The organism is Nitrospirota bacterium (assembly GCA_020846775.1).
In the GTDB taxonomy this organism is placed as follows: Bacteria; Nitrospirota; 9FT-COMBO-42-15; order HDB-SIOI813; family HDB-SIOI813; genus RBG-16-43-11.
In genome coordinates this window covers 1-26,202 of record JADLDG010000038.1, presented here as the reverse complement: position 1 = coordinate 26,202, position 26,202 = coordinate 1, and the positions used below count along the sequence as shown (strand labels likewise).

Below are 26,202 nucleotides of genomic sequence, written 5' to 3'. Positions count from 1 at the left end.
TCCATCAACCTCCAGAACCCCGATGGATATTGCCTCTGCACTAAGCAGACGGGAAATAATGTGGACCTGCCCTTCAAGATAGGCCAGGTATTCGGAACCCTTCCATTTCATGTGGTATCATATCCCAATTATAATATTCATGCCCCCGTATGTTCCCTGCTATTGCAACTCACGCATTCACTCCAGCCTGGATCATCGCAAGGATTCATCCGTATTAATCTATTGGTCTTATGCCAGCAGCGATAACAAAATGGGCCGTCCTTATTAGCTCCATCCCGGACCCAGTAGGCACTGTTATCAAAAACCATGCCCTGCCTTATCCGTTCCTTTTTCCTTCGTTCTACCAATTCCAATTCAAGTTTATGTGCTTCCTGCTGCAGCTGTAACTTCTCTTTTTCTAAATGACTTTTTGTGACTTCAGCAATATTCCGGTATAACTCCATTTCACCTTCTGCCAGCAGGACCTCTTCGATTTTCTCCAGTGCCTTAATCACTGATATTTCCATCATGTCCCCCAGATTAAATTATGCGCACCGGTTATCCATTTTATGTTTTATCTCTACAATAGTGTAAAAAAGATGTCAACGTGGAAGAAAAATCGTGATTTGCAAAAAAACGAGTTGGTGCGGCTGGCAGGAGTCGAACCTGCGACCTAGTGATTAGAAGTCACTTGCTCTATCCAACTGAGCTACAGCCGCAAACCCTTTATTATATAATGGTCGGGGCGAGAGGATTCGAACCTCCGACACCCTGCTCCCAAAGCAGGTGCGCTACCAGGCTGCGCTACGCCCCGATTTTGTGGCAAACGAAACTGTGACTTAAAGTTTCAGATTGGATATATTAAGGAATTTTGCGGATAAAGTCAAATCCTGCTTTGAGTTGACTGTAAAATCCCATCATGCTAACGTATTCAATGTCTCATTTCGGATGAAGGTAATAATGTTGTACGAAGAAATATTTGAAAAACTGAACAGCAATGGTGTTGACTATGTTGTCGTGGGCGGCGTTGCCCTTGTACTTCATGGTGCAGTAAGGTTGACGGCAGATATAGATCTCATGGTTCATCTGGAAGAGGGAAATCTAAGTAAATTCGTTAAGGTAATGACAGAGTTGGGCTACAAACCTAAAGTGCCTGTATATGCAGAAGACTTTATCAGTGCGGAAAACAGGGCCCGCTGGATTAATGAAAAAAATATGAAGGTCTTTAGCTTCTTCCATCCGGAAAAAGCGATTAATCTGGTTGATGTTTTTGTTGAGGAGCCGCTTGATTATACGGCAGTCAGATCTAATGCTGTTGAGATAACATCCGGAGATGTTTCCATCCCGATTGTCTCAATAGATGACTTGATCAAATTAAAGAAGATTTCCAATAGACCGCAGGATATTGCAGATATTGCAGCTCTGGAGGAGATAAGGAAAAGTGGTGAATAATGATAAGAAACATGTCTGTATAGTGTATACCTTCACAAAGGAAAAGCTGGATGAGTTCAAGGACATGCCGGTCAGGATGCGGCTTCAGTGGCTTGAGGAAGCAAACTCATTTATCAACAGGACAATTGGTTTCAAAAAGCGGTCGCTTTCAGATTCGAGGTTTGAAGGTCTGGATTAGCCGTAAAAGGAGTTGCATTCCCTCTCTTTTTTGAATCATAACTGCCAAGCCAGTCCAATATAATAATAAATATGACTATCAAAAAGGCCAGTATTCCGCCACATGTGTTGCGGTTACAGCTAAGACCTATCCAACTAATAGTAGTATGATGCGTACTATCGCTATAAGGTTTGCCGCAAAAGTATAAGACATTATGCACAACATAAAAAATCATTGAAACTTTCCGGCCATTATGTATAATGATTTCTTCAGTAAATAATATAGGGAGGTGAAATCTTGGGTAGTGTAGTCAAGAAGCGGAAGAAGAAGATGAGAAAACATAAGCATAAGAAATTGCTTAAGAAGACCAAGGTTGAAAGAAGGAAAAGGAAGTAATCGGTAGTAAGATGAGTGTAAAGAAGGGAGAGATAGAGGTATTTCTGAGCGAGAACGTTTTTGTAGGTCTTGTACTGTCGTCGGTAGAGGTCTATAAGAAAGAGTGTTTCGGTCTGCTTCTCGGGTACAAGACACCCAGGAAATATATAGTTGAACATGCAATACCGTATCAGAGCGCCAGAAGGGGACATAAATGGATTGAGCTGAGGGGAGACAAGTGGAAGATTATTCAGGACGTAGTCCATCACTTTCCCAAGTTGGACATGCTTGGGGACTTCCATTCGCATACCATGTATAGAGACGTAAGGGCAGACGTCGTACTCAGTGAGGAAGATGTTGTTGATATGTATCCGGATGAACTTCAGATTGTACTTGCAGTCAATGAATTCAAGAGATCAATGCCATGGACATCAAACCCTGATCAGTCTATATCAGGAACGATAAACGGGTTCCATTTCAAGATCGCCGCCTATTACCTCCCTTCAGAAGGCAGTGAGGATAGTATAAAAAATCCTAATACACTTTTCAGCGGCAGGATTAATTGTCCTTTCTTTATCGGGTAATGTCAAATATCGCCTGCTGTAACATCTTATATATCCTTAAATATATTGCGTTGAAATGTGTGATATGTTATAGTTTTATCGTCATAGAATGTTGCCGGAGGACAGGACATGTTTCTGATGAAAGTACGTGGGCTGGTCTTTGACCCGCACACCAACATGTACATAGTAATCCTGAATGACGAGGAAAATAAAGAGGTTCTGCCTATATGGATAGGCAAGTTTGAGGCGAATTCAATATGTTTTATATTAGAAGGAATAACGCCGCCGAGACCTATGACACACGACCTTACCAAGAGCATCCTTGATACCCTTGATATAAAGATTATAAGCATCGTAATAAATAACCTCAAGGAAAATACATATTATGCCAAGATACATATGTCCTTTCAGGGTTCAGAGGTAGTTGTGGACTCAAGGCCCAGTGATGCAATAGCTCTGGCCCTTCGCTCCAGTGCGCCTATTTTTGTATCAGACGATGTCCTTGAAAAGAGAAACTCTGAGAATTTAGACCAGTGGTTAAAGAACCTTAAACCGGAAGACTTTGGAAAATACATGACATGAAACATTCGAAATTTCTTAAACACCCGACCAAACCATTTGAAGTAAATGAAAAAAGCACAGTAGCAGATGCTCTGACGGCAATGTCTCAAACTGCATTTCAGGGAAAAAATCTTGCGATGGCAGCAGATGTCTGGGGTGCAATGCTGAAAGGCAATGTTACCATATTTTTCGGTCTGGCGGGCGCAATGGTCCCTGCCGGAATGAGAAATATCATCTCATATCTGATAAAAAACCGTATGATAGACTGCCTTGTATCAACCGGAGCAAACCTCTTCCATGACATCCATGAGACATTGGGTAAATATCATTATCAGGGTGATGCCAATACAGATGATGTCCTGCTTCAGCAGGAAGGGGTGGACAGGATGTACGATGTTTTTGCCTCTGAGCCGGAGTTCCGCAACCTTGACAGGTATATTACACAATTTGCTGATACCATTGATTTAGACCGGCCGTACACAACGAGGGAATTTCTTTATCTGCTGGGGCAGCATTTATCCAGACAGACTGATGCGGATGGTATTGTGACATCTGCATATAAGGCTTGTGTGCCAATCTACTGTCCTGCCCTCGGTGATTCATCTATTGGCATAGGTTTGGCTGCACGGACAAAGGGGAAAAAGATGCTTTTCGATATAATAGCTGATGTCCAGGAAACAGCACTGTTATCCATGAAGGCTAAAGAGACCGGAGTTATTTACCTTGGCGGCGGCACACCCAAGAACTTTATCCAGCAGATGGAAGTTACTGCACACTTATGGAGCAACAAAGTCGTTGGACACGAGTATGCAATTCAGGTCACTGCTGACGCGCCGCACTGGGGCGGTCTGAGCGGTTGTACTTTTGAAGAGGCAAAGTCATGGGGCAAGATCAAACAGAATGCGAAGATGGTCACTGTTCATTGTGATTCAACCATAGCGCTCCCCCTTGTAACCACTGCAGTAGCTCAGAAATACAATGATCTAATCAAAAAGAGGAAATGTCCTGACCTCTTTGAGACCCTGAAGAAAAACCGGATAGAAGACCTCAAAAGCGTCCTTGACATCTAACCATCATTGTGATAGTTTTGACCCGAATTTAAACAGGGAGGGTTGCATCACAAATTGGATAGAAACTCTAATCTCTTCATTAAATCGAACTTTCTTGGCATCCCCCCGGAGATGTCTGACTGGGACAACTCAAGGTTTGTAGTCCTTCCGGTTCCGTTTGACGCCACAACCTCATTTCAATCTGGTACAAGAAAAGGACCAAAGGCAGTCATAGAGGCATCAGCCTATATAGAGCTTTATGACGACGAACTCTGTATGGAAAGTGCAGATGCCGGTGTTCACACCCTCGATCAGCTGGATGTGACTTTAAATCCGGAAGAGGTAATCAATAAGATAGAGAGCGTCATCACAGATATTGTTGATGCCGGCAAGATCCCTGTAACAATCGGCGGTGAACATTCTATTACGTTTGGTGTTGTTAAGGCATTAAATGCTAAATATAATAATCTCTCGGTATTGCAGTTGGACGCGCATGCAGATCTTCGGCAGGAATATCAGGGGACCATATGGAGTCATGCATGTGTAATGAGGAGGATCTCTGAACTTGGCATCAATATTACACAGGCCGGTATCAGGAGCCTGAGTAAGAAAGAGGCGGAGTACATGGCATCAGCAAAGAATATACATACCTGCTATGCCGCAGACATTAATGAAAGAAACGACTGGATGGAAGATGCGATATCACATTTATCAGAGAATGTTTATATTACAATTGACGTAGATGCATTTGATCCGGCCTATGTCCCGGCAACAGGAACTCCGGAGCCTGGCGGGATGAACTGGTATCAGGTTACAAAGTTCCTGAACCGTGTCTTTCAGAGCAGAAAGATTGTCGGGTTTGACGCCGTGGAACTGTGTCCGCAGCCTGGACAGATAGCATCTGATTTTCTTGTTGCACGGCTTTTATATAAGATGATAGGGTATTCAATAACACAAAAGCATTAATAAGTTGATATAGAAAGGGTAGCATGCATGAGCGCTAAGACAAAAGGGGCCTCTTTAAAAAGTTCACTTGGTGAGGCAGAAAGACATAAATTATTTGTGCCAAAGAAGGTCTTTTTTACAAAAGGTGTCGGGACCCATAAGGAAGAGCTAAGGTCTTTTGAGATTGCCCTTCGCGATGCAAAGATTGAAAAGTGTAACCTGGTACAGGTTTCAAGCATCCTGCCTCCGCAATGTAAGATTGTCTCAATAAACGAAGGGATAAAAGAACTCCTTGCCGGTGCAATCACTTTTGTTGTTATAAGCCGTTGTTCAAGTAATGAACCGCACCGCCTTATTGCTGCATCTGTAGGTTGCGCAATCCCCACAGACAAGAATGCCTACGGATATCTTAGTGAGCACCATGCATATGGTCAGTCTGACAAGATAGCAGGTGATTATGCAGAAGACCTTGCAGCAGCTATGCTCGCATCAACCCTCGGCATAGAATTTGACGAAGATAAAAGCTGGGACCAGAAGAAAGAGGTCTACAGGATCAGCGACCGGATCGTTAAGACAACCAATATAACACAGTCTGCAATAGTGAAAAATAATTTTACGACAGTTATTGCAGCTGCTGTGTTTTTGTTTTAGCTCTTCAGGATTGTCGCGATCAGAGTTTTTAATTCAGACAGATTTGCTGATTTAACGAAGTATGCGTCTGATGCCCAGGTGCCAAAGTCATGCTTATAGTCTTCATATGCACTAATGAAGATTAGCGGGACGTCACTTCGCATTTCCTTTATCTTTCTTGCAAGAGTAATCCCATCCATCCCGGGCATCTTTATGTCAAGGGTTATGAGGTCAGGAGTGTCTTTCCCAATCTTTGAAAGGGCATCTTCACCGCTGACGGCTAAAACAACATTATATCCTTCTTCTTCAAATTCTTCCTTGTAGAGAAGCCTTATATGTTCCTCATCATCCACAACCAGAATTGTCTTTTTCATTTACTGCCCCCTTGTTATCAGTTCTGAGTCAATTTTCAGTTCTTTTTATAATCTATCACAAAGCAAAAAGATTTACCACCGGGATTTAACCTTTTCTGTAACCCCTCGGTGAACGGTGGTATTCTGTCATGCAGAACCCTCATAGCTGTCATCCTGAACTCGTTTCAGGATCTCCTTTTTTACCGGGGAGTTAGCCTCTTCTCAAGGTTATGCATAATCCTTTCCCCGCTCTCACCCCCATCCTTCCATGCATCAAGGCACGACCTGGCAATTACCTTATCCAGGGGCGGTGGATTATAAAGCAGTTTCTTGATGGTAAAGGGATTAAGTGCAATAGGGTTGTAGTTATTGCTCAGGTAACCGTTTTCGATCAGCCGCTTTTCCAAGCCTGTATGGGGCTGGACACCGAGAAAGAATATCACACACTGAACCTGCTCCCTTCCCATAATCTTCACGATGGATTTGTATGAATTAATTGATTCGAGCAGAGTTTCTTCTGTCTCGCCCGGTGCATTTATAGAGTAATTCAGTATTATCTTTCCACGATAACCAGCCTTTTTCAGATACCTGCAGCCCTCATACAGATTCTCAAGTTTAAATCCCATGCTCATCTCATTCAGCACACTCTGCGATCCTGATGTTACCGAGACCTCGAGATCGCCTACACCGGATGAGACCATCAGATCTGCCAGTTCTTGTGTTATAAGGCTCGTACGCACATAACCGCTCCACTCAACAGGGATCCCGCTCTTGATCACACCTTCCAGCAATGCCGTGCAATTCCTGAGCGACTGGCTTCCGGGAATAAACTGGGCGTCGGCAAACCATAACTTTCGTACGTTCCACCTGGAATATAAATAGCTGATCTCCGCTATTATATTTTCCGGGTCCCTGTATCGAACAACAGGGCCCTCAATAAATGAGTAAAGGCAGAACTCGCAATTATACGGACACCCCCTCTTTGTCTGTATACCTATGGTCCCCCCGAAATAAGAGGGTGCCTGCGGAAAAATGGATTCAATATACTGATAGTCTACTCTCATGTCAGATATCAGTACGGGCTCTTTCCCTTTACCTTTAATGACTTTGCCGCCTTTTCTGTACGCAACTCTGTAACCTGTATAGTCCGTCCCGTCTATGAGTGAGACAATAACATCCTCGCCTTCACCGATTACGCCAATTACTCCCTCCGGCAGGCTGGTTATAATCTCATTATGGAAGACACTGAATGCGCCGCCCCCTATGACATGTGTCTTGTCAGGAAATTTCCTGATCGTCTTTTTTATCAGGTAAAGTTTTTCTTTCAGGTGATTTTCATAAGTGAAGACCATGCTTATTCCCCTGATGCCTGCAGATAGTTTCTTGAAGACGTTGGGCGAGTAATAGAAGTTAAAGGCAAGTTCAAGTGAATCATCCTCACCATGCGGGGCATAAATCTGAACATCACGCCACGAGAAGGCAATAATATCAGGCTTGAACTCTTCAACCGTACCAGTTATCGCCTTCAGGCGGTCACCCTTATCTATCAGTGAGAGGTCTAACATCCTCTGTTGAACATTCGGGCGTTTCTGATGAACGTAGCTGGCAAGCGAGGTAGGTCCTGCCGGATACACCTTCTTGCATGGGAGCCATATATATAAAATTGATTTATTGCCCATTTTAATTACGAGAGTTGACGGACTTAAATAGGGACAGCGCCTATTTATTTAACTCTGATAGTGCCTGCAAATAAATAGGCGCTGTCCCTATTTAAGTCTCCTATTTAACGCCTACATGTACAGCCACAATGCCGCCAGACAAGGTATTATAAGATACATTTGAGAAACCAACTCGTAACATCAGCCTGCGGAGGTCTTCCGCCGGAGGGAATTTTCGTATGGAGTCAGGAAGGTAGTCATAAATGCCCGTCTTGTCCTTCGATATTATGGTCCCTATTGCCGGTAAAAGGGTAAATGAATAAAAATCATAAATAGACCTGAAGAATGGACTTGCCGGCTGCGTAAATTCGAGGCATACAACCCTTCCTCCTGGTTTTGCAACCCGTAACATCTCTGCAAATGCCTTTTCAAGGTATGTCACATTCCTGACGCCGAATCCAACGGTTACTGCATCAAACTTATTATCCCCAAATTGAATTGACTCTGCATTCCCGATGACACAACTGATTATCCCCTCCAAACCCTGTTCAAGGACTTTGCTCTTTCCAACTCTCAACATATCAGGATTAAGGTCAGAGGCTACGACACGTCCCGATGGGCCGACCTTTTTTGCCAGCAGGATTGCCATATCTGCCGTGCCTGAGCAGACATCAAGCACACTATCCCCCTTCTTAACGCCGGTCTGTTCTATAGTAAAACGTTTCCAGGAATGATGCTGGCCGAGGCTGAGGACTGTGTTGTTAATGTCATACTTTTTTGCTGCAGAAGAGAACATCCTCTGCACCATCTGTTCTTTATTCATATGGGAAATACCCCCTTTTTGTTTACTCGAAAATCCAGATTCAAATCCCCCCTGCCCCCCTTTTCTAAAGTGGGGGAACTAATTTCCCCCTTTGAAAAAGGGGGAGTAAGGGGGATTTTTCATTCCTCTTTTTGAGCCCTGGCTCATGAGGCGATTCTTTAAGCTTTAGCTGATTATAATATGAAATTAATCACTTGACAATCACCTTCCTTCTGCCATACTATAAGCCCGTGAAAACTGCTAATCCTGTAAATACGAGTGTTAGTATGGAAGAGGTGTGGGATCTGTGCAGGGGAGACCTGCAATTGGTGGAAGAGCAGATCCACGCAGACCTCAAATCCAATCTATCACTGATAAGTGTTATGGGATCTCACCTCATAAACAGCGGCGGGAAGCGCTTCAGACCATTACTTATGATCCTCACATCGAGGCTTGCCGGATACACCGGAAAATCCCATACGGAACTTGCAAGTGTCATCGAACTTATCCATGCAGCCACGCTCTTCCATGATGATGTAATAGATGAGGCATCCACACGCCGGGGGAACAAGACCGCGAGGATGTTGTGGGGAAATCAGGCAAGCATTCTGGTAGGTGATTATCTGTATGCAAAGGCCCAGTGTAAGATCGTGTCTTTCCATAACCATGACTTAAATGAAACGGTTACTGAGGCAACCCGGAAGATGGCAAAGGGTGAACTTGCCCAGTTGGCTTTTAATGGAGACATCCGTATAACAGAAGAAGACTACCTTGAGATAATAGGAAACAAGACTGCCTCATTAATGGCAGCTACCTGTCGTATAGGGGCAATCCTTGGTGAATGTAGTGCTGAACAGAGGGATGATTTTGAGTCATTCGGATGGAATATCGGAATGGCATTTCAGCTTTCGGATGATACCCTTGATTATATAGCCAATAAAACCAAGCTTGGTAAGTCGGTTGGTAAAGACCTTGAGGAAGGCAAGATTACACTGCCGCTTCTGGCCCTTTTAAAGAAATGCAGTCAGAGTGATGCAGAAAAAATAGAAAGGATTATTTCCCTCTCTGAGTTTACAGAAGAAAACCTTAATTATATCCTGAATCTGATGAAGGAATACGGGGTTATTGGATACTCTCAGGATATGGCGAGGTCTTATATTGAGAAGGCGAAAAAGAGTTTGCCGATGTTTGAGGATACCATCCCCTTACAGGCATTGCTTACCGTAGCGGACTATGTTGTAAAGCGGGAATTATAACCAAAAATATAAAAATGGAACATGCGCATCACCCACTTGTGGAATTGGCAAGAGAGGCTATAAAGAAGTATCTTGAAAACAGAGAGATACTGAAAATACCGGAGAGTTTGACAAGTGAGATGAAGGAACAGCAGGGTGTCTTTGTTTCTCTAAAAATGCACGGTATGCTGAGAGGTTGTATAGGTACCTTTGAACCTTCAACATCATGTGTCGCAGAAGAGGTTATTCATAATGCTGTAAGCTCTGCAACAAGAGATCCGAGATTTATGCCGGTGACGCTGTCTGATCTGAAAGATATATCCATATCAGTAGATGTACTTACATCGCCTGAACCTGTGAAATCGGTAAGTGATCTTGACCCGGGCAGGTATGGAGTAATTGTGAAATCCGGATACAGACGCGGGTTGCTGCTCCCTGATATAGAGGGAGTGGATACTGTAGAAGAGCAGTTAGCGATAGCTAAACGGAAGGCTGGTATCGGGGTCAGTGAACCTGTTGACCTCCTCAGATTTGAGGTAAAAAGATATAAATAGGAGAAACGAGCATGGCTGACATTATCCCATTCAATGGCATTCGGTATAACAGGGAAAAGATAAAAGACCCTAACCTTGTAATGACGCCACCATACGATATCATCTCACCTGCCCAGCAGGAGATGTACTACAACAGAGATGAATACAACATGATTAAGCTTGACCTCGTTAAAGAATTCCCAACCGACACAGAGCAGGATAACCGGTACACGAGGGCCTCAAATACATTTTCCCAGTGGTTATCAAACAGGGTGTTGGTCGGAGAGGAAAAACCTTCTATATACTTTTATGAGGTCTCATACACAAAGTATGGTCCTGAAAAAACGATGAAGGGTTTTATCTCACTCTGCCGCCTTGAGGAATTCGGAAAAGGCAAGGTAGTGCCGCACGAATATACACTATCAAAACCCAAATCAGACCGCCTTAATCTGCTAAGATCATGCAAGGCCAACTTCAGTCTCATCTTTTCACTATAATCATCCCCGGAAGGCAAGATCAACAAGACTATTGAGGGAAGTTTAAAGGACTCCGCCCCGGATACAGACGTTGTGGATGACAATGGCGACAGGCACAGGCTCTGGGTAGTAAGCGACCCTGCAATAATTGAGGCGGTTCAGAACAGCATGAAAGAGAAGACCGTCTATATAGCCGACGGCCATCACCGCTATGAGGCATCATTTAATTACAGAAATGAGGCGAGGCAGAAAGGCGGGGAAGGCGCTTACGACTATATTATGATGTTCTTTGCCAATATGGATGAACCGGGGCTTACAGTACTTCCTACCCACCGTCTCATCTTTGGTGTTCCTGAAGATAATATGTATATTTTATATGATAGTCTTAAAAAGTACTTCCGTATAAGAGATTTTGAGTTTACCAACGGCAATGAATCGGGAGCAAGGAAACAGCTGCTCGAAGAATTGAAGAAGGCCGGTCCTCAGGACCACTTCCTGGGTATGTTTATAAAGGGAGAGAATAAATACTCACTTCTTGAGCTTAAAGGTGAAGATATATTACTGGATATAAAAACTGATAAACCTTTATCATGGAGACGCCTCGACGTATCAATCCTTCAAAGCCTTATCCTTCAGGATATCCTTGGTTTCAGCGAAGAGAGCATAAGCAGGCAGGAAAATCTCTGCTATGTGAAAGACTTTGACGAATCTATCAGGAAGGTCCGGGATGAAGAGTATCAGGCGGCATTTCTCCTGAATGCTACCAGGATAGAAGAGATCAGGGATGTTACTGAAACAGGGGAGCGTATGCCGCAGAAATCCACATACTTCTACCCGAAATGCCTGACCGGACTTGTAATTAACAAATTCTAATTCTAATAGGTTGTCATTCCCGCATGGTTTTAGCGGGAATCTGGTGTTTTAATTTCCTAAACCACATGCTAATTTTCGTCAACGGTTCACTCGTTCCAGAGGATGAGGCAAAGGTCTCTGTCCTTGACCGCGGATTCCTGTATGGAGACGGTGTCTTTGAAACCCTCAGGGCATATTCGGGGAAGATTTTTCGGCTCAGTGACCATCTAAACAGACTTTTCTGCTCTGCGAACGCGCTCCGCCTTAAGACTCCATTCACGGAGAACTATCTTGAAGAAGCGCTCTATCAGACACTCAGGGGAAATAACCATACAGACGCCTATTTAAGGCTGACAATAACCAGAGGCGTGTCTGCCCCGGGCCTCGATACAGAAGGGTGCTTAAACCCCACCCTGACGATCGTATCGAGGGAGTTCAGCGGGTATCCGGACGACCTGTATAGCTCTGGAATAAAGGCAGCCGTCGTAAGTACAAGGCGTATACCCCCTGAGGCCTTAAATCCGGAGATAAAATCGCTGAACTTCCTTAACAATATTATGGCAAGGATGGAGGCAAGAGAGGCTGGCGCCTCCGAAGCGTTCATGCTCAGCACAGAAGGTTATGTAGCTGAAGGGACTGTCAGCAACATCTTTATAGTGAAGGAAGGCGCTGTTAAAACCGCGCCAACCAGCGTTGGCATACTTAACGGCGTTACGAGGTCTCTGGTGATTGGCATCGCGCAGGAAAACAATATCCCATTATCAGAACAGCCATTCCAGCCTGATGAGCTTTATTACGCTGATGAGTGCTTTGTCACAAGTACACTCTACGAGGTAATGCCGGTAACATCAATAAATAACAAACTTGTGGGTACGGGATTCCCCGGGATGCTTACTCAGACATTGCTCGATTTGTTTCAGAAAATCAAATAAACCCTCATTGACCGCTGTCTCACAATCGTTTCAGTGACGATTCAGTGTCTCCCTGCAGTACATCCCGGAACAAGTTCAGATGCACATACCACAACATATTGTTTCACTGCAGAGCGTGCCTATATTTTAGGCAACAACGTGTTTTTCAATGGGTTATGCATCCTCCGGCTGGAAATACGGAAGGGTTGTCATGGGTTTTCCACATTTATGTGAATAGCGTGGATTTACCTGCTATGACAACAGGTTACAAATTGACTCGTGAGCATAAGCCATGCTCAGAGACTACAACATGTTGTAACTTTATTGAAATCATTTCTGCATCTTCTCAACTGAAACCTCAGGTGCTCCTGTGACCTTCTCAAGCTTGACCTTGGAAATTCGCTTTCCCTCTATATCTACTATGGTAATCTTATAGTCCCCATATTTCACTATCTCCCCGCCTCTCGGTATCTTCTGCAGCTGAGATAAAACGAGTCCCGCAATTGTTTCATAATCCTCGGACTCTTCTATGGCTAACTTGTGCTGATCAATCAAATCACGGATCTGGAGAGAGGCATCAATGATCATTGACCCATCCTTCATAATCTTAACTGGTCTGTCATCATAATCGTATTCATCCTCGATCTCACCTACGATCTCCTCAATAATATCCTCCATAGTCACAAGTCCCTCAGCATTTCCGTACTCGTTGATGACTATGGCCATATGCATCCTGCGGCGCTGTAATTCTTTCAACAGTGTATCTATTTTTTTTGTCGCGGGGACAAAATAGACAGGTCTGAGGAGGTCTTTCAGTTGAATGTCCTGAAGTTTGTCCCGGATGTCAAGGAGGTCTTTTTCATAAAGGACACCCTTGATATTATCTATACTTCCGTCATACACAGGAAACCTTGAAAAACCGCACTCAATAACAGTATTCACAACGTTCACCAGCGGGGTCTCGATGGCGATAGCCTTAATCTTGGGTCTGGGAACCATTATCTCTTTTGCTGTGGTAGTAACAAACTCGAATACGCTGTGAATCAACTCCTGTTCAGATTTTTCGAATATTCCCTTTTCTCCACCCTCTTTAAGTAAAAGCTTGATCTCTTCTTCAGTTACAAAAGAACCTTCAGGCGACGGCATCTTGCCGAATGGTTTGAGAAACAGATTAGTTGACTTGGTAAGTATCCGGACAAGAATGAAAGAAATTCTGGACAGACTCTGAATTGGTTTGCCGACAAATAAGGCAATAGGTTCTGAGAATCTCAGCGCAAGTGATTTCGGTACAAGCTCCCCTAAGATCAGGGAAAGGTAGGAGATTACAGCTACTACAATGGCGATAGAAATCGGTTCGCTCCACTCACTTACAAAACCGATGGGTGCATATTGCAACAGTGGTTTTATAACTGCAATTGCCGTAGCGCCGCCGATTGCTCCGGCAAGCATGCTTACTATAGTAATGCCGACCTGAACCGTGGCAAGAAACTTGTCTGGTTCACTCTGCAGATTATGTACCACCTCAGCCCGTTTGCTGCCGCTATCCATTAAATGTCTGATGCGGCTCTTTCTTGCTGATATTATGGCTATCTCAGAGCAGGCGAAAAAACCGTTGGCAAGGATCAAAACGAGGATTAGAACTACTTCAATCCAGAAATCACCCATACATTATATAATAACACAATTTGACAATTAAATAAATCCGGTCTATAGGCGGCTTAACTTCTCAATGTCAGCTTCCCGTCCAAGGAATACAAGGACATCATCGGCCATTACAACATCGTCTCCGGCAGGGGCAACATTTACAGACTCTTTCACTACATTATTTCCCCTCTGCATCTCTGTCGTTCGCCTCTTAATGGCAATTATGTTAACCTTGTGAAGCGTCCGTATATTGGTATCTTTAAGCTTCTTACCCACAAAAGAGCGGGGGGCCGGGATCTCACTTATACAATACTCAGGGGAGAGAAAGAGGCTGTCTATTATATTCGGAGTTACAATATGGGTTGCAACGCGGATCGCCATATCACGCTCCGGATATACGACCTGTGTAGCGCCAAGCTTTTCAAGGATCTTTATATGCAGTGGTGTGACTGCCTTCGCTATTATTTCTTTAACCCCGAGTTCCTTCAGGGCCATAACTATAAGGACACTTGCCTCAACGTCTTCTCCTATGCTGACGATAGAGACATCCATGTTCTGCACACCAAGCTCTTTCAGCGTCCGGATATCGGTGGCGTCGCACTGCACGGCATGTGTTGCATGTTCGGTAATTGCCTTTACATTATCTTCATTTATGTCCATAGCCAGGATCTCACAACCCTTCCTGGCAAGTGTTTCCACCACACTCGACCCAAACCTTCCCAAACCTATCACAACAACCTGTATCGCCATTTTAAGTCTGCCTTCCTCAGGTTAACATGTTTAGAATCAACTATCCTATTATGATCTTGCCTTCCGGATACCTGTACTTCTGCGGATACGTCCCCTTTACAATTGCAATACTCAATAACAATGGACCGAGACGGCCTGTATACATGGTAATAGCGATGATAACCTTTCCTGCTGTTGAAAACATGCCGGAGAGGCTAAGTACACCGCCATCGCCTGTAGAAAGACCGACAGTGCCGAATGCAGATGCGACCTCAAACAACGTTTTCATTAAACTCATGTTCTCTGTCAAAAGCAATAAAGTGGTGGAGATTATTATGATTACCGTAACCAGAGTTGTCAAGAGAAATGCCTTGGCCACAAGCTCAACAGAGATCCTCCTGCGAAAAATAGTGTTATCCTGCTTTCCCCGGACTGCAGACCACAATGAGACCATCATTATTGCAAATGTGGTCGTCTTGATCCCTCCCCCTGTACTTCCGGGCGAAGCTCCTATTACCATAAGGACTATCAGAACAAAAAGGGAATCAACGGCCATTGAACCGATATCTACAGTATTAAATCCTGCTGTCCTGGCGCTTACTGAATGAAACAGAGATATTAATATCCTGTCGCCGAGCGAAGCGCCATGCATTGTATTTGAAGGACCATAACCTTCGAATAAGAATAACAGGCCGGCGCCGCCTAATATCAGGAGGAAGGTGGTTGCCAGTGTAAGTTTTGTGTGCAGAGAGAGGTTGTGTATCTCTTTCTTCATGTATCTGTACAAATCGCTGAAAATGATGAATCCTATTCCACCAAGTATAATATTTGCCATTATAACGGTATTTATAACAATATCACCTCTGTACCCGACTAGATTATCTGAAAAAAGGGAAAATCCTGCATTATTGAAAGATGTAATAGAGTGAAAAATCCCAAGGTATAGAGCCTTTAAATATGAAAAGTCACGGGAAAACCTGATCGTAAGGAGCAGGGCAGCGAGTCCTTCTATCGCAAGTGTTAAGAACAAAACTCCCCTGGTAAAACGAACAAGTCCTTCCATGGAAAGAACATTCAGACTCTCTCTCATTATAAGCCTTTCTGCCAGGCCGATGCGTTTTCCAACAATAAGGTAGATTACACTTGCTGATGTCATATACCCAAGACCGCCGATCTGCACAAGCAGCATTATGACAATCTGTCCAAAGATTGAGAAGTCTACCGGGGTATCCTTGACTATCAGGCCTGTAACGCAGACCGATGAAACTGACGTAAAAAAAGCATCGAGTAATCCGATACTTCTCCCATTGGAGGCTGAAAATGGGAGGGCAAGGAATATAGTACCAACTAATATGAGCGCAAAAAAGCCTCCAGCCAGTACTTGAGACGGCGTCCAGTTCTTAAAAGGGCTCTTCATTTGGGGCAGCAATTATACTATAGAAGATATGTCTGTGAGTCAAGGTTAAATAGAGGGTTAATTAACCCCGTCCCTAATTAACCCCTAACCGCAGTTGACTATGTAAAGTCAACATGTTAATTATTGCATATGTCTGATAACATCGTCAAAGGAAAGAGCCTGGCTGCATTTGCTTCTGACATTGCCGATGGGTATTTATATCTTAACCCGCTTATCCTTAAGGATTTTCCAACAGTAATTTACAAGGAATTGTACAACCAGATGCTCAAGCTGCAGACCGCAATACGTATAGAAAAGTTCCCTTCACACGACCAAACAGCCATTCGCAGCAGGAACATGAGGCTTCAGCGCCTTCACCAGGCAATTGTTGTCCTGCAAAATACAGCAAGGGTAAAAAAGGTAATCCTGTAACAGAAACCGACCCCTTTTTCTTGACAATGAAGGGTGATATGTGTAAGTTAGGAAGGCGGTATGGTCCAATGAAGCGCGGGTTGGCGGGATTGATATTATGACCCATAAACTCAGGAGAATTTAATGAAAAACAGATTTGCATTCTTTAGCATCTTTATCTGTGTCTTGCTTCTATCGCTGACCTCCATTAACAGTTGTTCCAAAAAAGAGACGACAATCAGGATTGGGGTCGTTGGTCCTATGACCGGAGACCAGAGCAAGATGGGCTTAGATGTCAAAAATGGAGTTGAACTGGCAGTAAAAGAGTGGAATCAAAAAGGCGGCGTACTCGGTAAAAAGATCGAACTGCTTGTTGAGGATGACCAGCATGATCCCAAGCAGGCCGTTGCAGTTGCCAACAAGCTGGTTAATTCTGGTGTAGCTGGTGTCATAGGACACTTTAACAGCAGCGCTTCAATACCTGCGTCTGCAGTATATAACAAATCAAAAGTACCCATGATTACTCCTGCATCAACTAACCCTCAGTTAACAGAACAGGGTTTTGAGTACGTTTTCCGGGTCTGCGGCAGGGATGACCAGCAGGGACTTGTAGCGGCTATCTTTGTGTCAGATGTCCTTAAGCTTAAAAAAGTTGCAGTGATACATGATAAAACCACATATGGTCAGGGTCTCGCAGATGAGTTTAAAAAGTCCCTCGGGGATAAAGTTGAGACTGTTTATTATACCGGAATCATCCAGGGGGATAAGGACTTCAGGTCTGTCCTCACTGCTATGAAGGGTAAGAAGCCTGAGTTGCTCTATTTCGGGGGTATATATCCTGAGGGCGGGCTAATGATTAAACAGGCCAGAGAGCTTGGTATCAACATCCCATTTATGAGCGGAGACGGAGTTATAGACCAGAAATTCATAGAAATTGCGGGACCGGCAGCTGAAGGGAGTTACCTGACATTCAGTCCTGACCCTGTCAATATAGAAAGCGCAAAAAACTTTCTCAGCTCGTATAAATCAGCTTATGGTGCAGCAGGTCCTTACTCTATTTATGCATATGATGCGGCGAACATCCTGCTCCAGGCTATTGCAGAGACACAGGGAGTTGATGGTGCAAAGATCAGTGAGGCGATACATAATATGAAACACTCGGGGGCGCTTGGTGAGCTTCAGTGGGATGTAAAAGGTGATGTCCTGAGATCTCCGTACATTGTATGGATGACAAAGAACGGAACATTTGAAGAGTATTGGAAACCGTCGGAGACAGCACATTAACAAATGTTGATTCAGCAGCTGATCAACGGCATCACCCTCGGTGCTGTCTATGCCCTGATTGCCCTCGGCTACACAATGGTTTACGGGATACTTGAGCTTATCAACTTTGCCCACGGTGAGATATATATGCTTGGGGCATATATAGCGATAATAACCTTATCGTTTCTTACAATTTCGGGGATAACCTCTGCGAACCTCCTGCTTTCCCTTATTATTGCAGGTATAGTGGCCATTATATACTGCGGGGCGTATGGACTTACACTGGAAAAGGTCGCATACCGTCCTCTCAGACATGCCCCGAGATTAGCCCCTTTGATTTCTGCTATTGGAATGTCAATATTTCTTCAGAATTATGTAATGCTGAGTCAGGGCTCAGCAGATAAGATATTTCCTCAAATCTTCCCTGAAGGTAACATAACCATCGCAAACTCAACTCTCACATATATCCAGTGTTTCATTATAATATCCTCAGTGGTATTAATGGTTGCTCTTCAGACCTTTATAAAAAAGACACGGATTGGAAAGGCAATGCGGGCAACAGCCCAGGACAAAAAGATGGCATCCCTCCTTGGCATAGACATAGATACAGTGATCGTTGTTACCTTTATAACAGGGTCTGTCCTGGCTGCGGCAGCTGGCGTCATGGTTGCCATGTACTATGGTCTTATTAACTTCTACATGGGATATGTAGCCGGCATAAAGGCATTTACTGCAGCAGTCCTCGGAGGAATAGGCAATATACAGGGGGCAGTACTTGGAGGGTTTATTCTCGGCATATTGGAAAGCATGGGGGCAGCATATATATCAAGTGAATATAAGGATGCCTTTGCATTTATTGTCCTCATCCTGATCCTTATCTTCAAACCAACTGGCCTGCTGGGAGAACGTATCCCTGAGAAGGTTTAAAAAGAAGGGTAATAGTGGGCATTTAGTGTGACAAATTATAAGAGAGTCCTGATAATACCTGTATGGTCTGCCTTCCTCATGCTGCCGTTCATGGGAATGATAAAATCGGCAATGGGCGGGGGCATTATTCTTGCCGGGTTTTTACTGTTTTCATTAATTAATAACTACGTGCAATCTGAGGGCGGCAGACGGGCGTCATCCGGTATTCAGATGCGAAAAGACCGCATCCATTCGGTTTTCAATAAACCGCACATAAAAAAAGGTGTTATCGTGCTTGTGTTGTTACTGCTGATAGTTTTACCATTCTTCATGAATAACTACTATGTAGATGTGCTGACAATAGCCGGGATATACACATTACTTGCCCTTGGGCTGAATATAGTTGTAGGCCTTGCCGGACTTCTTGACCTTGGATATATTGCCTTTTATGCCGTCGGCGCATATTCATACGGCATCCTCAATACAGAATTCGGAATCGCTTTCTGGCCGGCATTGCTGATAGGAGCAGTACTGGCTGCTTTATTCGGAACGATGCTCGGGGTTATCACACTCCGGCTAAGGGGAGACTATCTTGCCATAGTGACACTTGGCTTCCTGATGATAGTTCACCTGGTGCTAAACAATTGGGACGGACTTACGAATGGCCCTAATGGAATACTTGGAATTGAGTCTCCTTCGATTGGAGGCTTTACATTAACCAGCCCCATGCACTATTATTTCTTAATCCTGATACTCGCCGGTGTGGCAGTCTTTGTAATACACCGCATAAATAATTCACGGACAGGACGTGCGTGGATAGCTATGAGAGAAGATGAGATCGCTGCATCAGCAATGGGGATAAATGTAACATATATGAAGATACTGGCCTTTGCCCTGGGTGCATCCCTTGCTGGTGTCGCTGGTGTTTTTTTTGCGGGCAGATACGCATTTATATCCCCCGAGAGTTTCACCTTTTTTGAAACCGTATTAGTGCTTTCAATGGTTGTCCTTGGTGGAATGGGGAGTATAATAGGTGTTATAATAGGCGTTGCATTGCTTATCATACTGCCTGAGATATTCCGGGGATTCAATGATTATCGTATGCTTGTCTTTGGAGGCGCCATGGTGTTTATGATGATCTTCAGACCACAGGGGTTGATAGGTAATCCAAGAAGAAAGATAGAGTTAATGCCGATAAAAGAAAGGATCTGAGGTTAACGATATGGACTGCAGAACAAAAATAGTGGCAACCCTGGGTCCGGCAAGCAATACTGTTGAAATAATAGAACAGCTTATCAGGGCAGGAATGGACATTGCGCGTCTCAACTTTTCTCATGGCACTACAGAAGATCACCGCCGTCTGATTTCAAATGTACACACTGCTTCTAAAAAGGCAGGAAGAGACATCGGTATACTGCTGGACTTACAGGGCCCCAAGATACGTATAGGCAGACTGGAGAAAGACTCGATTTTTCTGGAGGAAGGAGAGCAGTTTACTATTACCACAAGGGATATAACAGGAAATGAACGGGAGGTATCTACTGATTATATCCCGCTCCCTAAGGAGTTATCGGTCGGGTCCCACATCCTGCTGGATGACGGACTCCTCGAGCTTGAGGTCTTAAAGACAAGCGAAACGGATATACTATGCAAAATCATCAGAGGCGGCAGGTTAACAGAGAAGAAGGGGATCAATGTCCCGGGGGCACAGCTTTCCGTACCAAGCCTTTCGGAGAAGGACAAGGATGACCTCCTGACAGGGATACGGGAGGGAGTGGATTATGTCGCGATCTCATTTATCAGGTCTGCTGATGATGTCAAATCAGTGAAAGATATTGTAAAAAGAGAAGGTGCATCAATACCTGTTATTGCCAAGATTGAAAAACCAGAGGCAGTTGACAAACTGGATGAAATATTAAAGGTAGCAGATGCGATCATGGTGGCGAGAGGAGACCTGGGGGTCGAACTCCCTCCGGAAGAGGTCCCTATCATACAGAAAGAGATTATCAGACGATGCAATAAGGAAGGTGTTCCGGTCATAACCGCAACACAGATGCTTGAGTCAATGATACATCATCCGAGACCTACAAGGGCTGAGGCATCTGATGTCGCCAATGCCGTAATAGACGGAACAGACGCCATAATGCTGTCTGGAGAGACAGCCGTAGGGAAATATCCGGTTGAAGCAGTCTCAATGATGAACAGGATAGCGATCGCCACTGAAACGCGTCTTCTTAAAACCCTGAAGACAGCGCCTGAGGAGATCAAGGTATGGGGTGACGCTGAACATGCAATCGCCCATGCAGTCTACTTTACCGCCATGGATATAAATGCGACTGCTATTGTAGCCTTTACCAGGTCCGGAGGGACTGCCCGTATCATATCTAAATACAGGCCTGCCATACCTATAATTGGAGTAACTCACAACTCACCCATCCTTAAGCGGTTTTCTCTCTATTGGGGTGTCTGCGGCGTACTTGTAGAGTTGAAAGAAAGTACAGATGCAATGATTTTCGGCGTGGAGCAGAAGCTCCTGGAAACAGGTCTTGCAAAACATGGCGACACGGTAATAATTACTTTGGGTGTACCCTGGGGCGTAGCTGGTTCAACTAATACACTAATGATACATCAGATAAGGTAGGTGATAATGCCTGCCGTCAATAAAAAATGACTAAAAAAAGATTAATCATCCCCTTATTTTTAATAGTCATAATAATAGCGGTGATCCTGCTGTATAGCTGGCGGTATAAGCTCAACAATCCTCATGCGCCTGTTGAAGCCACCGGCATTATTGAGACTATCGAGGTTGATGTAAGCCCGGAGATTCAGGAAAAGATCGAATGGCTTTGTTGCGAAGAAGGGATTGAAGTAAAAAGGGGAGATCTACTGGTTAGATTGTCTGACAGAAAACTCGCAGCAAGGGTTAATGAAGGACGGGCTTTGCTGACCGGTGCAGTTGCAAGACTCGAAGAAGCCAGGGCAAATCTGGAGAATTCAAAGGCACGGGTTGAAAGTGCCAGGGCAGTGGTGCAGGCGGCGCAATCGGAGATTGACAGGAGCAGGGCATTGAATGAGGATGCGAGGGGAAACTTCAATCGCATTTCTGAACTGTTTAAAGACGGTTATACCACAAAGAAGGATATGGATACCGCAAAAGCTGCATTTGATGCAGCAACGGCTCAGATGAGTGCTGCTGAATCAAAGAAGGCAAGTGAGGAGGCATCTGTTTCAACTGCGATGGCAGGAGTTAAAAGCGCTGAGGCCCAGGTGTCCTCGGCAAAGGCCGCAATAGAAGAGGCCAGGGCAGGGCTTAAGCTGTCAGAAACGCTGTTTAAGGATTCCGTAATTACATCCCCTGTTAATGGAGTAATAACATACAAGGCATTTGAAATAGGAGAAACCGCCATACCTGGAAAGGCCATTTACACCATTCATGATATGCAAAAGATATGGGCAAGGGTTGATGTGGAGGAAACCGACGTCGGCAGGATTAGGCTTAATGGGAAGGCAGTCATCAGTTCAAATGCACTGCCAGATAAAAGATTTGACGGCGAGGTAACTGAGATCGGCAGAGAGGCAGCTTTCGCAACGCAGCGAGATGTGTCAAGGGGAAGGCAGGACATAAAGACATTTCGGGTTAAGGTTGGGGTAAAAAAGCCTGACGGTCTCTTGAAACCGGGAATGACGGTAGTTGTGAAGTTTCTGCCATAAGGATGATGAAGGCAATAGAAGTAACTGACGTAGTCAAGAAATTCGGGAGCATTACTGCCCTGGAGAGCGTCTCCTTTTCCATTGACGTAGGCGAGTTCTTCGGACTCCTGGGCCCAAACGGCGCAGGAAAGACAACCCTCATAAGGATCCTTACAACCCTTATGAAACCAACTTCAGGCAAGGCATATGTTCTCGGCAAAGATGTAGTGAGAGAAAAAGGCGCTGTCAGAAAGTTAATCGGTGTAGTGCCTCAAGCGATGACCAGTGATTTAGACCTCACCGGCCTGGAAAACCTCGACATATATGCAAGGTTCTACAATATGCCGCGGAAGGAAAGAACCGGGAGGATCAACTATCTCCTTGATCTGGTAGGGTTGAAGGAGCGTATGAACGACCTTGTAGCTACATACTCAGGGGGTATGAGGAGAAGGCTTGAGATAGCAAAAGGGCTTGTTCACAAACCATCAATACTTATTCTTGATGAACCCACAATAGGGTTGGATCCCCAAAGCAGGCATGTCGTGTGGGAACTCCTCAGGAAATTCCGGAGTGAAGATAACCTCACTGTTCTCCTTACGACTCATTACATGGAAGAGGCAGAGCTGCTTTGCGAACGTATAGCCATTATAGACATTGGGAAAATAGCCGCCATTGATACCATAGCTGGACTTAAAAACCAGCTGCCGGACAAGGATATAGTAGAGATTACTGTAACAGGCATTACCAGCTCAAAGGCGATAGATGAGGTAAAGACGCTCGGTTTTGTGCATTCTGCAGTCGCCACTGAAAGTTCACTTAGAATATCGGTGGATAACGGCGCTCAGGCTATCCCGATACTTGTAAGCAAAGTTGAGGATGCCGGCGGCAAGGTTATAACGGTAATTCTAAAACAGCAGACGTTAGAAGATGTGTTTATCCACTACACAGGTAAACCCATCAGGGAAGAAGAGGCCAAAAAGGTGAGCTTCTTTATCGGCGCAGGTGTCCCTCAGAAATGGGGGAGGTAGGTGTTAAAATTGATTCCATTACTTGCAGTTGTTGAAAGAGACCTGAGAAGGTTTACACGTAATCCACTGGTTGTACTGTCAAGCATACTGATGCCCATCCTGTATCTCGTAATCCTCGGGAACTCCTTCCAGGGTGAATTAAAAAACATACCGCTCGCCTACGTAGACATGGACAACGGGCCATATGCAAGACGGGTAACTGAACTTCTGCAGGCGATAGGAGCCGGTCCACGAACCATTCAGGTAACTAAAGAAGCGGATCAGGGGAAAGCCTTGAAGGGTATAAAAGACGGCAGATACAAGGGGGTACTTATCCTGCCATCAGATTTCAGCAGGAATATCATTAATGGTAATGAAAGCGAGATAGGGCTATTCCTTGATAATACAGAGACGATTGCAGCCGAGACATTGCGCTCTGCGATCACGGCTGCCGCATCAAGTATTAATGTTAAATTTATTCCGGTCAGGGAAAAGAGGGATCAGGTCGTTATAAGGAATATTGAGATATACAGGAAGGTTGACTACGACCAGAGTCTAATCCCTGGGGTTGTAATAATGTCCATATTTCTTGGCACTATTACAACCGGGGTTTTCAATACAGTAATGGATAAATTCCTCGGGATTGAGGAAAGCTACCTTCTCACACCTCTTACGAAGCGGGATATTGTTATAGGACTGGTCACAAGCGGTTTAATCATTACAACGGCCATTGCGACCCTCGTACTTTTTTTCAGCGCACTGATTTCAGGGATCTATATATGGAAGACCCTGACAGTTTTCTCTTTTCTTTCCATATTGCTTGTTATCATTCTGACAACCCTTGGACTTCTCGGCATGATGTTCGTAATACTCGGCCGGGCAAACCACCCCCGTATTGTAGGTGTTTTCGCCGGGTTCCTGAATGTCATCTTTTTCTTCCCAAGCGGCGCCATATATCCGGTGGAGAGTTTTCCGGAATGGCTTAAGGCATTTGCCAGGGTAAATCCGGAGACCTACTCTGTTCATGCCATAAAGGCACTCCTGTTTAAAGGTGTGAGTATCAGGGGAATAGAGATGGATTTTATCTACCTTGCAGCCTTTGCATTTACAACAATGACGATTGCTACACTGATATATAAACGGGAATTATAGAACTTTGAAACGTATCCTGTTCCTTAGAGTCCTGCTGGTGATCTGTTTAATGCCGGTACTGCTTCTCAGCAGCTGTGATACCAGAACTCACATCTACAAACGCTCCCAACTCCTCATGGGCACTATCGTAGATATTACAGTTGCGGCAAAAAATGAGCAGACAGCTGATAGGGCAATCTCGGCGGCATTCAAAGAGATCAGCCGGCTTGAGAACATTATGAGCACATACAAACCGGAATCGGATATCTCAAAGGTTAATGCTGCCGCCGGGCTGCATCCTGTAAAAGTTCACAAAGACCTTATTCTGGCAGTAAAAAAGTCGCTTGAATTTGCAGATCTTTCAGGAGGCGCCTTTAATATTGCTGTCGGTCCGGCAATAGACCTGTGGAATGTTACTGAGTCAGAAGACATACCGACACCTGCTGAATTAGATGCTATAAGGTCATTGATTGATTATAGAAATGTAATAGTAAATGAGAACGATGGAACGATCTTTCTTAAGAAAAAAAGGATGCGGATAAACCTGGGCGGAATTGGAAAGGGGATAGCCGCTGATTATGCACATGATATCCTGGAAAAACATGGCATCAGCTCAGGCATAATAGCTGTCGCCGGAGACCTGCATGCAATAGGGGAGAGGCCTGATGGCAGCAAATGGACCATAGGCATCACACACCCCAGGAAAAAGGATAGCGCCATTGCCAAAGTCCATCTCAAAGACATGTCAATATCTACATCAGGAGATTATGAGAGGTATTTTATAAAGGATGGTGTCCGTTACCATCATATCCTGTCTCCTGAGACGCTATATCCTTCCCGCGGATTTCAAAGTGTATCAGTCCTGGCCAAAGATTCCACAACTACAGATGCCTTATCAACCGCTATCTTTGCAATGGGACCCGAGAGCGGCATTAGACTCTTAGAGAAGCTTGATGGAGTGGAGGCGGTCATAGTGCGTGATGACGGCAGCATCTGGATGTCACCCGGACTCAAGGATAATCGAGAGATAGATATCGAGGTTATCCAGTAATTTAAATCTTACTGATTATATCTCTTGAAATTATAAGCGACTTTATTGTATTATAACTGCTGGTTGATGTGGGGCGCCTGTAGCTCAACGGATAGAGCAACGGCCTCCGGAGCCGTGTGTTGGAGGTTCAATTCCTCTCAGGCGCGCCAGGAATCCGCCTGCTGCGGATTCACTTGTAGCTTATAGCATATAGCCATTGAGAGGGGAAATAGGGACAGCGACTATTTATTTTACAGGTGTTGACCATGTAGTGACAAATAAATAGTCACAGTCCCTATTTTCCTCTATTTTCCTTACAATTTTCGCTTAGGGCCGTTAGCTCAGTTGGTAGAGCAGCTGACTCTTAATCAGCGGGTCGGAGGTTCGATCCCTCCACGGCCCACCAGATAAATCACGGGGTTACGGCATTTTGCTGTAACCCTTTTTCATTGGATTGTGCTAAT

At 44.6% G+C, this 26,202-nt stretch carries 29 protein-coding genes and 4 tRNA genes; 24 read left to right on the top strand and 9 right to left on the bottom strand.

Annotated elements, in window-relative coordinates:
* Positions 1 to 137: 137 nt before the first annotated feature.
* From IT392_06470 to IT392_06460, 3 genes are all read right to left on the bottom strand, one after another.
* On the bottom strand, positions 138 to 509 hold the full coding sequence (locus IT392_06470) for a hypothetical protein (protein MCC6544133.1): 372 nt from the start codon (positions 507 to 509) through the stop codon (positions 138 to 140).
* 112 nt (positions 510 to 621) lie between these two features.
* Positions 622 to 698 (bottom strand) — tRNA-Arg (locus tag IT392_06465).
* 18 nt (positions 699 to 716) lie between these two features.
* A tRNA-Pro gene (locus tag IT392_06460) sits at positions 717 to 793 on the bottom strand.
* Between the two features lie 146 nt (positions 794 to 939).
* Between IT392_06460 and IT392_06455 the strand changes: the two genes are divergently transcribed.
* The 8 genes from IT392_06455 to IT392_06420 all read left to right on the top strand — a co-directional run bounded on the left by IT392_06455 (position 940) and on the right by IT392_06420 (position 5,732).
* Positions 940 to 1,431, top strand: coding sequence for a nucleotidyltransferase family protein (locus IT392_06455; protein MCC6544132.1), 492 nt, complete (start codon positions 940 to 942; stop codon positions 1,429 to 1,431).
* Positions 1,421 to 1,609, top strand: a complete 189-nt coding sequence (locus IT392_06450; GenBank protein ID MCC6544131.1) for a hypothetical protein — start codon at positions 1,421 to 1,423, stop codon at positions 1,607 to 1,609. Before IT392_06455 ends, IT392_06450 begins: the two co-directional genes overlap by 11 nt.
* A gap of 276 nt (positions 1,610 to 1,885) precedes the next feature.
* The gene (locus IT392_06445; protein MCC6544130.1) at positions 1,886 to 1,984 is read left to right on the top strand and encodes an AURKAIP1/COX24 domain-containing protein; all 99 of its coding nucleotides are present in this window, start codon (positions 1,886 to 1,888) and stop codon (positions 1,982 to 1,984) included.
* Between the two features lie 11 nt (positions 1,985 to 1,995).
* On the top strand, positions 1,996 to 2,547 hold the full coding sequence (locus IT392_06440; protein MCC6544129.1) for a hypothetical protein: 552 nt from the start codon (positions 1,996 to 1,998) through the stop codon (positions 2,545 to 2,547).
* A 108-nt stretch (positions 2,548 to 2,655) separates the two neighbouring features.
* Positions 2,656 to 3,108, top strand: a complete 453-nt coding sequence (locus tag IT392_06435) for a bifunctional nuclease family protein (protein MCC6544128.1) — start codon at positions 2,656 to 2,658, stop codon at positions 3,106 to 3,108.
* Positions 3,105 to 4,157: a deoxyhypusine synthase gene (locus IT392_06430; protein MCC6544127.1), complete on the top strand. Its 1,053-nt coding sequence runs from the start codon at positions 3,105 to 3,107 to the stop codon at positions 4,155 to 4,157. The genes IT392_06435 and IT392_06430 overlap by 4 nt, the downstream gene beginning before the upstream one ends.
* A gap of 54 nt (positions 4,158 to 4,211) precedes the next feature.
* The gene (speB, locus tag IT392_06425; protein ID MCC6544126.1) at positions 4,212 to 5,102 is read left to right on the top strand and encodes an agmatinase; all 891 of its coding nucleotides are present in this window, start codon (positions 4,212 to 4,214) and stop codon (positions 5,100 to 5,102) included.
* A gap of 27 nt (positions 5,103 to 5,129) precedes the next feature.
* A complete protein-coding gene (locus IT392_06420) occupies positions 5,130 to 5,732 on the top strand; it encodes an arginine decarboxylase, pyruvoyl-dependent (GenBank protein MCC6544125.1) in 603 nt (200 codons plus the stop codon).
* Here IT392_06420 and IT392_06415 read toward each other — a convergent pair.
* From IT392_06415 to ubiE, 3 genes are all read right to left on the bottom strand, one after another.
* Positions 5,729 to 6,085, bottom strand: a complete 357-nt coding sequence (locus tag IT392_06415; GenBank protein ID MCC6544124.1) for a response regulator — start codon at positions 6,083 to 6,085, stop codon at positions 5,729 to 5,731. The genes IT392_06420 and IT392_06415 overlap by 4 nt on opposite strands.
* A gap of 179 nt (positions 6,086 to 6,264) precedes the next feature.
* Positions 6,265 to 7,743, bottom strand: a complete 1,479-nt coding sequence (locus IT392_06410; GenBank protein MCC6544123.1) for a radical SAM protein — start codon at positions 7,741 to 7,743, stop codon at positions 6,265 to 6,267.
* Positions 7,744 to 7,843: 100 nt separating this feature from the next.
* Positions 7,844 to 8,545 (bottom strand): bifunctional demethylmenaquinone methyltransferase/2-methoxy-6-polyprenyl-1,4-benzoquinol methylase UbiE, encoded by a 702-nt coding sequence (gene ubiE, locus IT392_06405; GenBank protein MCC6544122.1) that lies wholly within the window; start codon positions 8,543 to 8,545, stop codon positions 7,844 to 7,846.
* 194 nt (positions 8,546 to 8,739) lie between these two features.
* On the opposite strand from ubiE, the gene IT392_06400 reads away from it, so the two are divergent.
* From IT392_06400 to ilvE, 5 genes are all read left to right on the top strand, one after another.
* On the top strand, positions 8,740 to 9,780 hold the full coding sequence (locus IT392_06400; protein ID MCC6544121.1) for a polyprenyl synthetase family protein: 1,041 nt from the start codon (positions 8,740 to 8,742) through the stop codon (positions 9,778 to 9,780).
* Positions 9,781 to 9,794: 14 nt separating this feature from the next.
* A complete protein-coding gene (gene amrA / locus IT392_06395) occupies positions 9,795 to 10,313 on the top strand; it encodes an AmmeMemoRadiSam system protein A (protein MCC6544120.1) in 519 nt (172 codons plus the stop codon).
* Positions 10,314 to 10,324: 11 nt separating this feature from the next.
* Positions 10,325 to 10,789, top strand: a complete 465-nt coding sequence (locus IT392_06390) for a DUF1015 family protein (protein ID MCC6544119.1) — start codon at positions 10,325 to 10,327, stop codon at positions 10,787 to 10,789.
* Positions 10,790 to 10,807: 18 nt separating this feature from the next.
* Positions 10,808 to 11,641: a DUF1015 domain-containing protein gene (locus tag IT392_06385; protein ID MCC6544118.1), complete on the top strand. Its 834-nt coding sequence runs from the start codon at positions 10,808 to 10,810 to the stop codon at positions 11,639 to 11,641.
* Positions 11,642 to 11,706: 65 nt separating this feature from the next.
* Positions 11,707 to 12,552: a branched-chain-amino-acid transaminase gene (gene ilvE, locus IT392_06380; GenBank protein ID MCC6544117.1), complete on the top strand. Its 846-nt coding sequence runs from the start codon at positions 11,707 to 11,709 to the stop codon at positions 12,550 to 12,552.
* Positions 12,553 to 12,861: 309 nt separating this feature from the next.
* On the opposite strand, the gene IT392_06375 is transcribed toward ilvE, so the two are convergent.
* From IT392_06375 to IT392_06365, 3 genes are read right to left on the bottom strand one after another with little or no spacing between them, the layout of a single operon-like run.
* Positions 12,862 to 14,196, bottom strand: coding sequence for an HlyC/CorC family transporter (locus IT392_06375; GenBank protein ID MCC6544116.1), 1,335 nt, complete (start codon positions 14,194 to 14,196; stop codon positions 12,862 to 12,864).
* Between the two features lie 42 nt (positions 14,197 to 14,238).
* Positions 14,239 to 14,925, bottom strand: coding sequence for a TrkA family potassium uptake protein (locus IT392_06370; GenBank protein ID MCC6544115.1), 687 nt, complete (start codon positions 14,923 to 14,925; stop codon positions 14,239 to 14,241).
* 40 nt (positions 14,926 to 14,965) lie between these two features.
* On the bottom strand, positions 14,966 to 16,321 hold the full coding sequence (locus IT392_06365) for a Trk family potassium uptake protein (protein MCC6544114.1): 1,356 nt from the start codon (positions 16,319 to 16,321) through the stop codon (positions 14,966 to 14,968).
* A gap of 129 nt (positions 16,322 to 16,450) precedes the next feature.
* On the opposite strand from IT392_06365, the gene IT392_06360 reads away from it, so the two are divergent.
* From IT392_06360 to IT392_06310, 11 genes are all read left to right on the top strand, one after another.
* Positions 16,451 to 16,732: a hypothetical protein gene (locus IT392_06360; GenBank protein MCC6544113.1), complete on the top strand. Its 282-nt coding sequence runs from the start codon at positions 16,451 to 16,453 to the stop codon at positions 16,730 to 16,732.
* Between the two features lie 123 nt (positions 16,733 to 16,855).
* Positions 16,856 to 17,995 carry a branched-chain amino acid ABC transporter substrate-binding protein gene (locus IT392_06355; protein ID MCC6544112.1) on the top strand — a complete coding sequence of 380 codons (1,140 nt, stop codon included), beginning with the start codon at positions 16,856 to 16,858 and terminating at the stop codon, positions 17,993 to 17,995.
* A gap of 3 nt (positions 17,996 to 17,998) precedes the next feature.
* Entirely contained in the window at positions 17,999 to 18,901 is a 903-nt protein-coding gene (locus tag IT392_06350; GenBank protein ID MCC6544111.1) for a branched-chain amino acid ABC transporter permease, read from the top strand.
* Positions 18,902 to 18,928: 27 nt separating this feature from the next.
* Positions 18,929 to 20,092 (top strand): branched-chain amino acid ABC transporter permease, encoded by a 1,164-nt coding sequence (locus IT392_06345; GenBank protein ID MCC6544110.1) that lies wholly within the window; start codon positions 18,929 to 18,931, stop codon positions 20,090 to 20,092.
* 10 nt (positions 20,093 to 20,102) lie between these two features.
* Positions 20,103 to 21,521: a pyruvate kinase gene (pyk, locus tag IT392_06340; protein MCC6544109.1), complete on the top strand. Its 1,419-nt coding sequence runs from the start codon at positions 20,103 to 20,105 to the stop codon at positions 21,519 to 21,521.
* Between the two features lie 26 nt (positions 21,522 to 21,547).
* Positions 21,548 to 22,591 carry an efflux RND transporter periplasmic adaptor subunit gene (locus IT392_06335; GenBank protein ID MCC6544108.1) on the top strand — a complete coding sequence of 348 codons (1,044 nt, stop codon included), beginning with the start codon at positions 21,548 to 21,550 and terminating at the stop codon, positions 22,589 to 22,591.
* 2 nt (positions 22,592 to 22,593) lie between these two features.
* Positions 22,594 to 23,598 carry an ATP-binding cassette domain-containing protein gene (locus tag IT392_06330; GenBank protein MCC6544107.1) on the top strand — a complete coding sequence of 335 codons (1,005 nt, stop codon included), beginning with the start codon at positions 22,594 to 22,596 and terminating at the stop codon, positions 23,596 to 23,598.
* Positions 23,599 to 24,729 (top strand): ABC transporter permease, encoded by a 1,131-nt coding sequence (locus IT392_06325; GenBank protein MCC6544106.1) that lies wholly within the window; start codon positions 23,599 to 23,601, stop codon positions 24,727 to 24,729.
* Between the two features lie 4 nt (positions 24,730 to 24,733).
* Positions 24,734 to 25,759: an FAD:protein FMN transferase gene (locus tag IT392_06320; protein MCC6544105.1), complete on the top strand. Its 1,026-nt coding sequence runs from the start codon at positions 24,734 to 24,736 to the stop codon at positions 25,757 to 25,759.
* 73 nt (positions 25,760 to 25,832) lie between these two features.
* Positions 25,833 to 25,908 (top strand) — tRNA-Arg (locus tag IT392_06315).
* A 160-nt stretch (positions 25,909 to 26,068) separates the two neighbouring features.
* A tRNA-Lys gene (locus tag IT392_06310) sits at positions 26,069 to 26,144 on the top strand.
* Positions 26,145 to 26,202: the final 58 nt, after the last annotated feature.

Coding starts and splice junctions, on each gene's coding strand:
- IT392_06430 (MCC6544127.1), top strand. CDS start 3,105: ATGAAACATTCGAAATTTCTTAAACACCCGACCAAACCATTTGAAGTA.
- IT392_06455 (MCC6544132.1), top strand. CDS start 940: ATGTTGTACGAAGAAATATTTGAAAAACTGAACAGCAATGGTGTTGAC.
- pyk (MCC6544109.1), top strand. CDS start 20,103: ATGGACTGCAGAACAAAAATAGTGGCAACCCTGGGTCCGGCAAGCAAT.
- IT392_06435 (MCC6544128.1), top strand. CDS start 2,656: ATGTTTCTGATGAAAGTACGTGGGCTGGTCTTTGACCCGCACACCAAC.
- IT392_06335 (MCC6544108.1), top strand. CDS start 21,548: ATGACTAAAAAAAGATTAATCATCCCCTTATTTTTAATAGTCATAATA.
- IT392_06420 (MCC6544125.1), top strand. CDS start 5,130: ATGAGCGCTAAGACAAAAGGGGCCTCTTTAAAAAGTTCACTTGGTGAG.
- IT392_06390 (MCC6544119.1), top strand. CDS start 10,325: ATGGCTGACATTATCCCATTCAATGGCATTCGGTATAACAGGGAAAAG.
- IT392_06365 (MCC6544114.1), bottom strand. CDS start 16,321: ATGAAGAGCCCTTTTAAGAACTGGACGCCGTCTCAAGTACTGGCTGGA.
- amrA (MCC6544120.1), top strand. CDS start 9,795: ATGGAACATGCGCATCACCCACTTGTGGAATTGGCAAGAGAGGCTATA.
- IT392_06440 (MCC6544129.1), top strand. CDS start 1,996: ATGAGTGTAAAGAAGGGAGAGATAGAGGTATTTCTGAGCGAGAACGTT.
- IT392_06415 (MCC6544124.1), bottom strand. CDS start 6,085: ATGAAAAAGACAATTCTGGTTGTGGATGATGAGGAACATATAAGGCTT.
- ilvE (MCC6544117.1), top strand. CDS start 11,707: ATGCTAATTTTCGTCAACGGTTCACTCGTTCCAGAGGATGAGGCAAAG.
- IT392_06375 (MCC6544116.1), bottom strand. CDS start 14,196: ATGGGTGATTTCTGGATTGAAGTAGTTCTAATCCTCGTTTTGATCCTT.
- ubiE (MCC6544122.1), bottom strand. CDS start 8,545: ATGAATAAAGAACAGATGGTGCAGAGGATGTTCTCTTCTGCAGCAAAA.
- IT392_06360 (MCC6544113.1), top strand. CDS start 16,451: ATGTCTGATAACATCGTCAAAGGAAAGAGCCTGGCTGCATTTGCTTCT.
- IT392_06370 (MCC6544115.1), bottom strand. CDS start 14,925: ATGGCGATACAGGTTGTTGTGATAGGTTTGGGAAGGTTTGGGTCGAGT.
- IT392_06355 (MCC6544112.1), top strand. CDS start 16,856: ATGAAAAACAGATTTGCATTCTTTAGCATCTTTATCTGTGTCTTGCTT.
- IT392_06470 (MCC6544133.1), bottom strand. CDS start 509: ATGATGGAAATATCAGTGATTAAGGCACTGGAGAAAATCGAAGAGGTC.
- IT392_06330 (MCC6544107.1), top strand. CDS start 22,594: ATGATGAAGGCAATAGAAGTAACTGACGTAGTCAAGAAATTCGGGAGC.
- IT392_06350 (MCC6544111.1), top strand. CDS start 17,999: ATGTTGATTCAGCAGCTGATCAACGGCATCACCCTCGGTGCTGTCTAT.
- IT392_06410 (MCC6544123.1), bottom strand. CDS start 7,743: ATGGGCAATAAATCAATTTTATATATATGGCTCCCATGCAAGAAGGTG.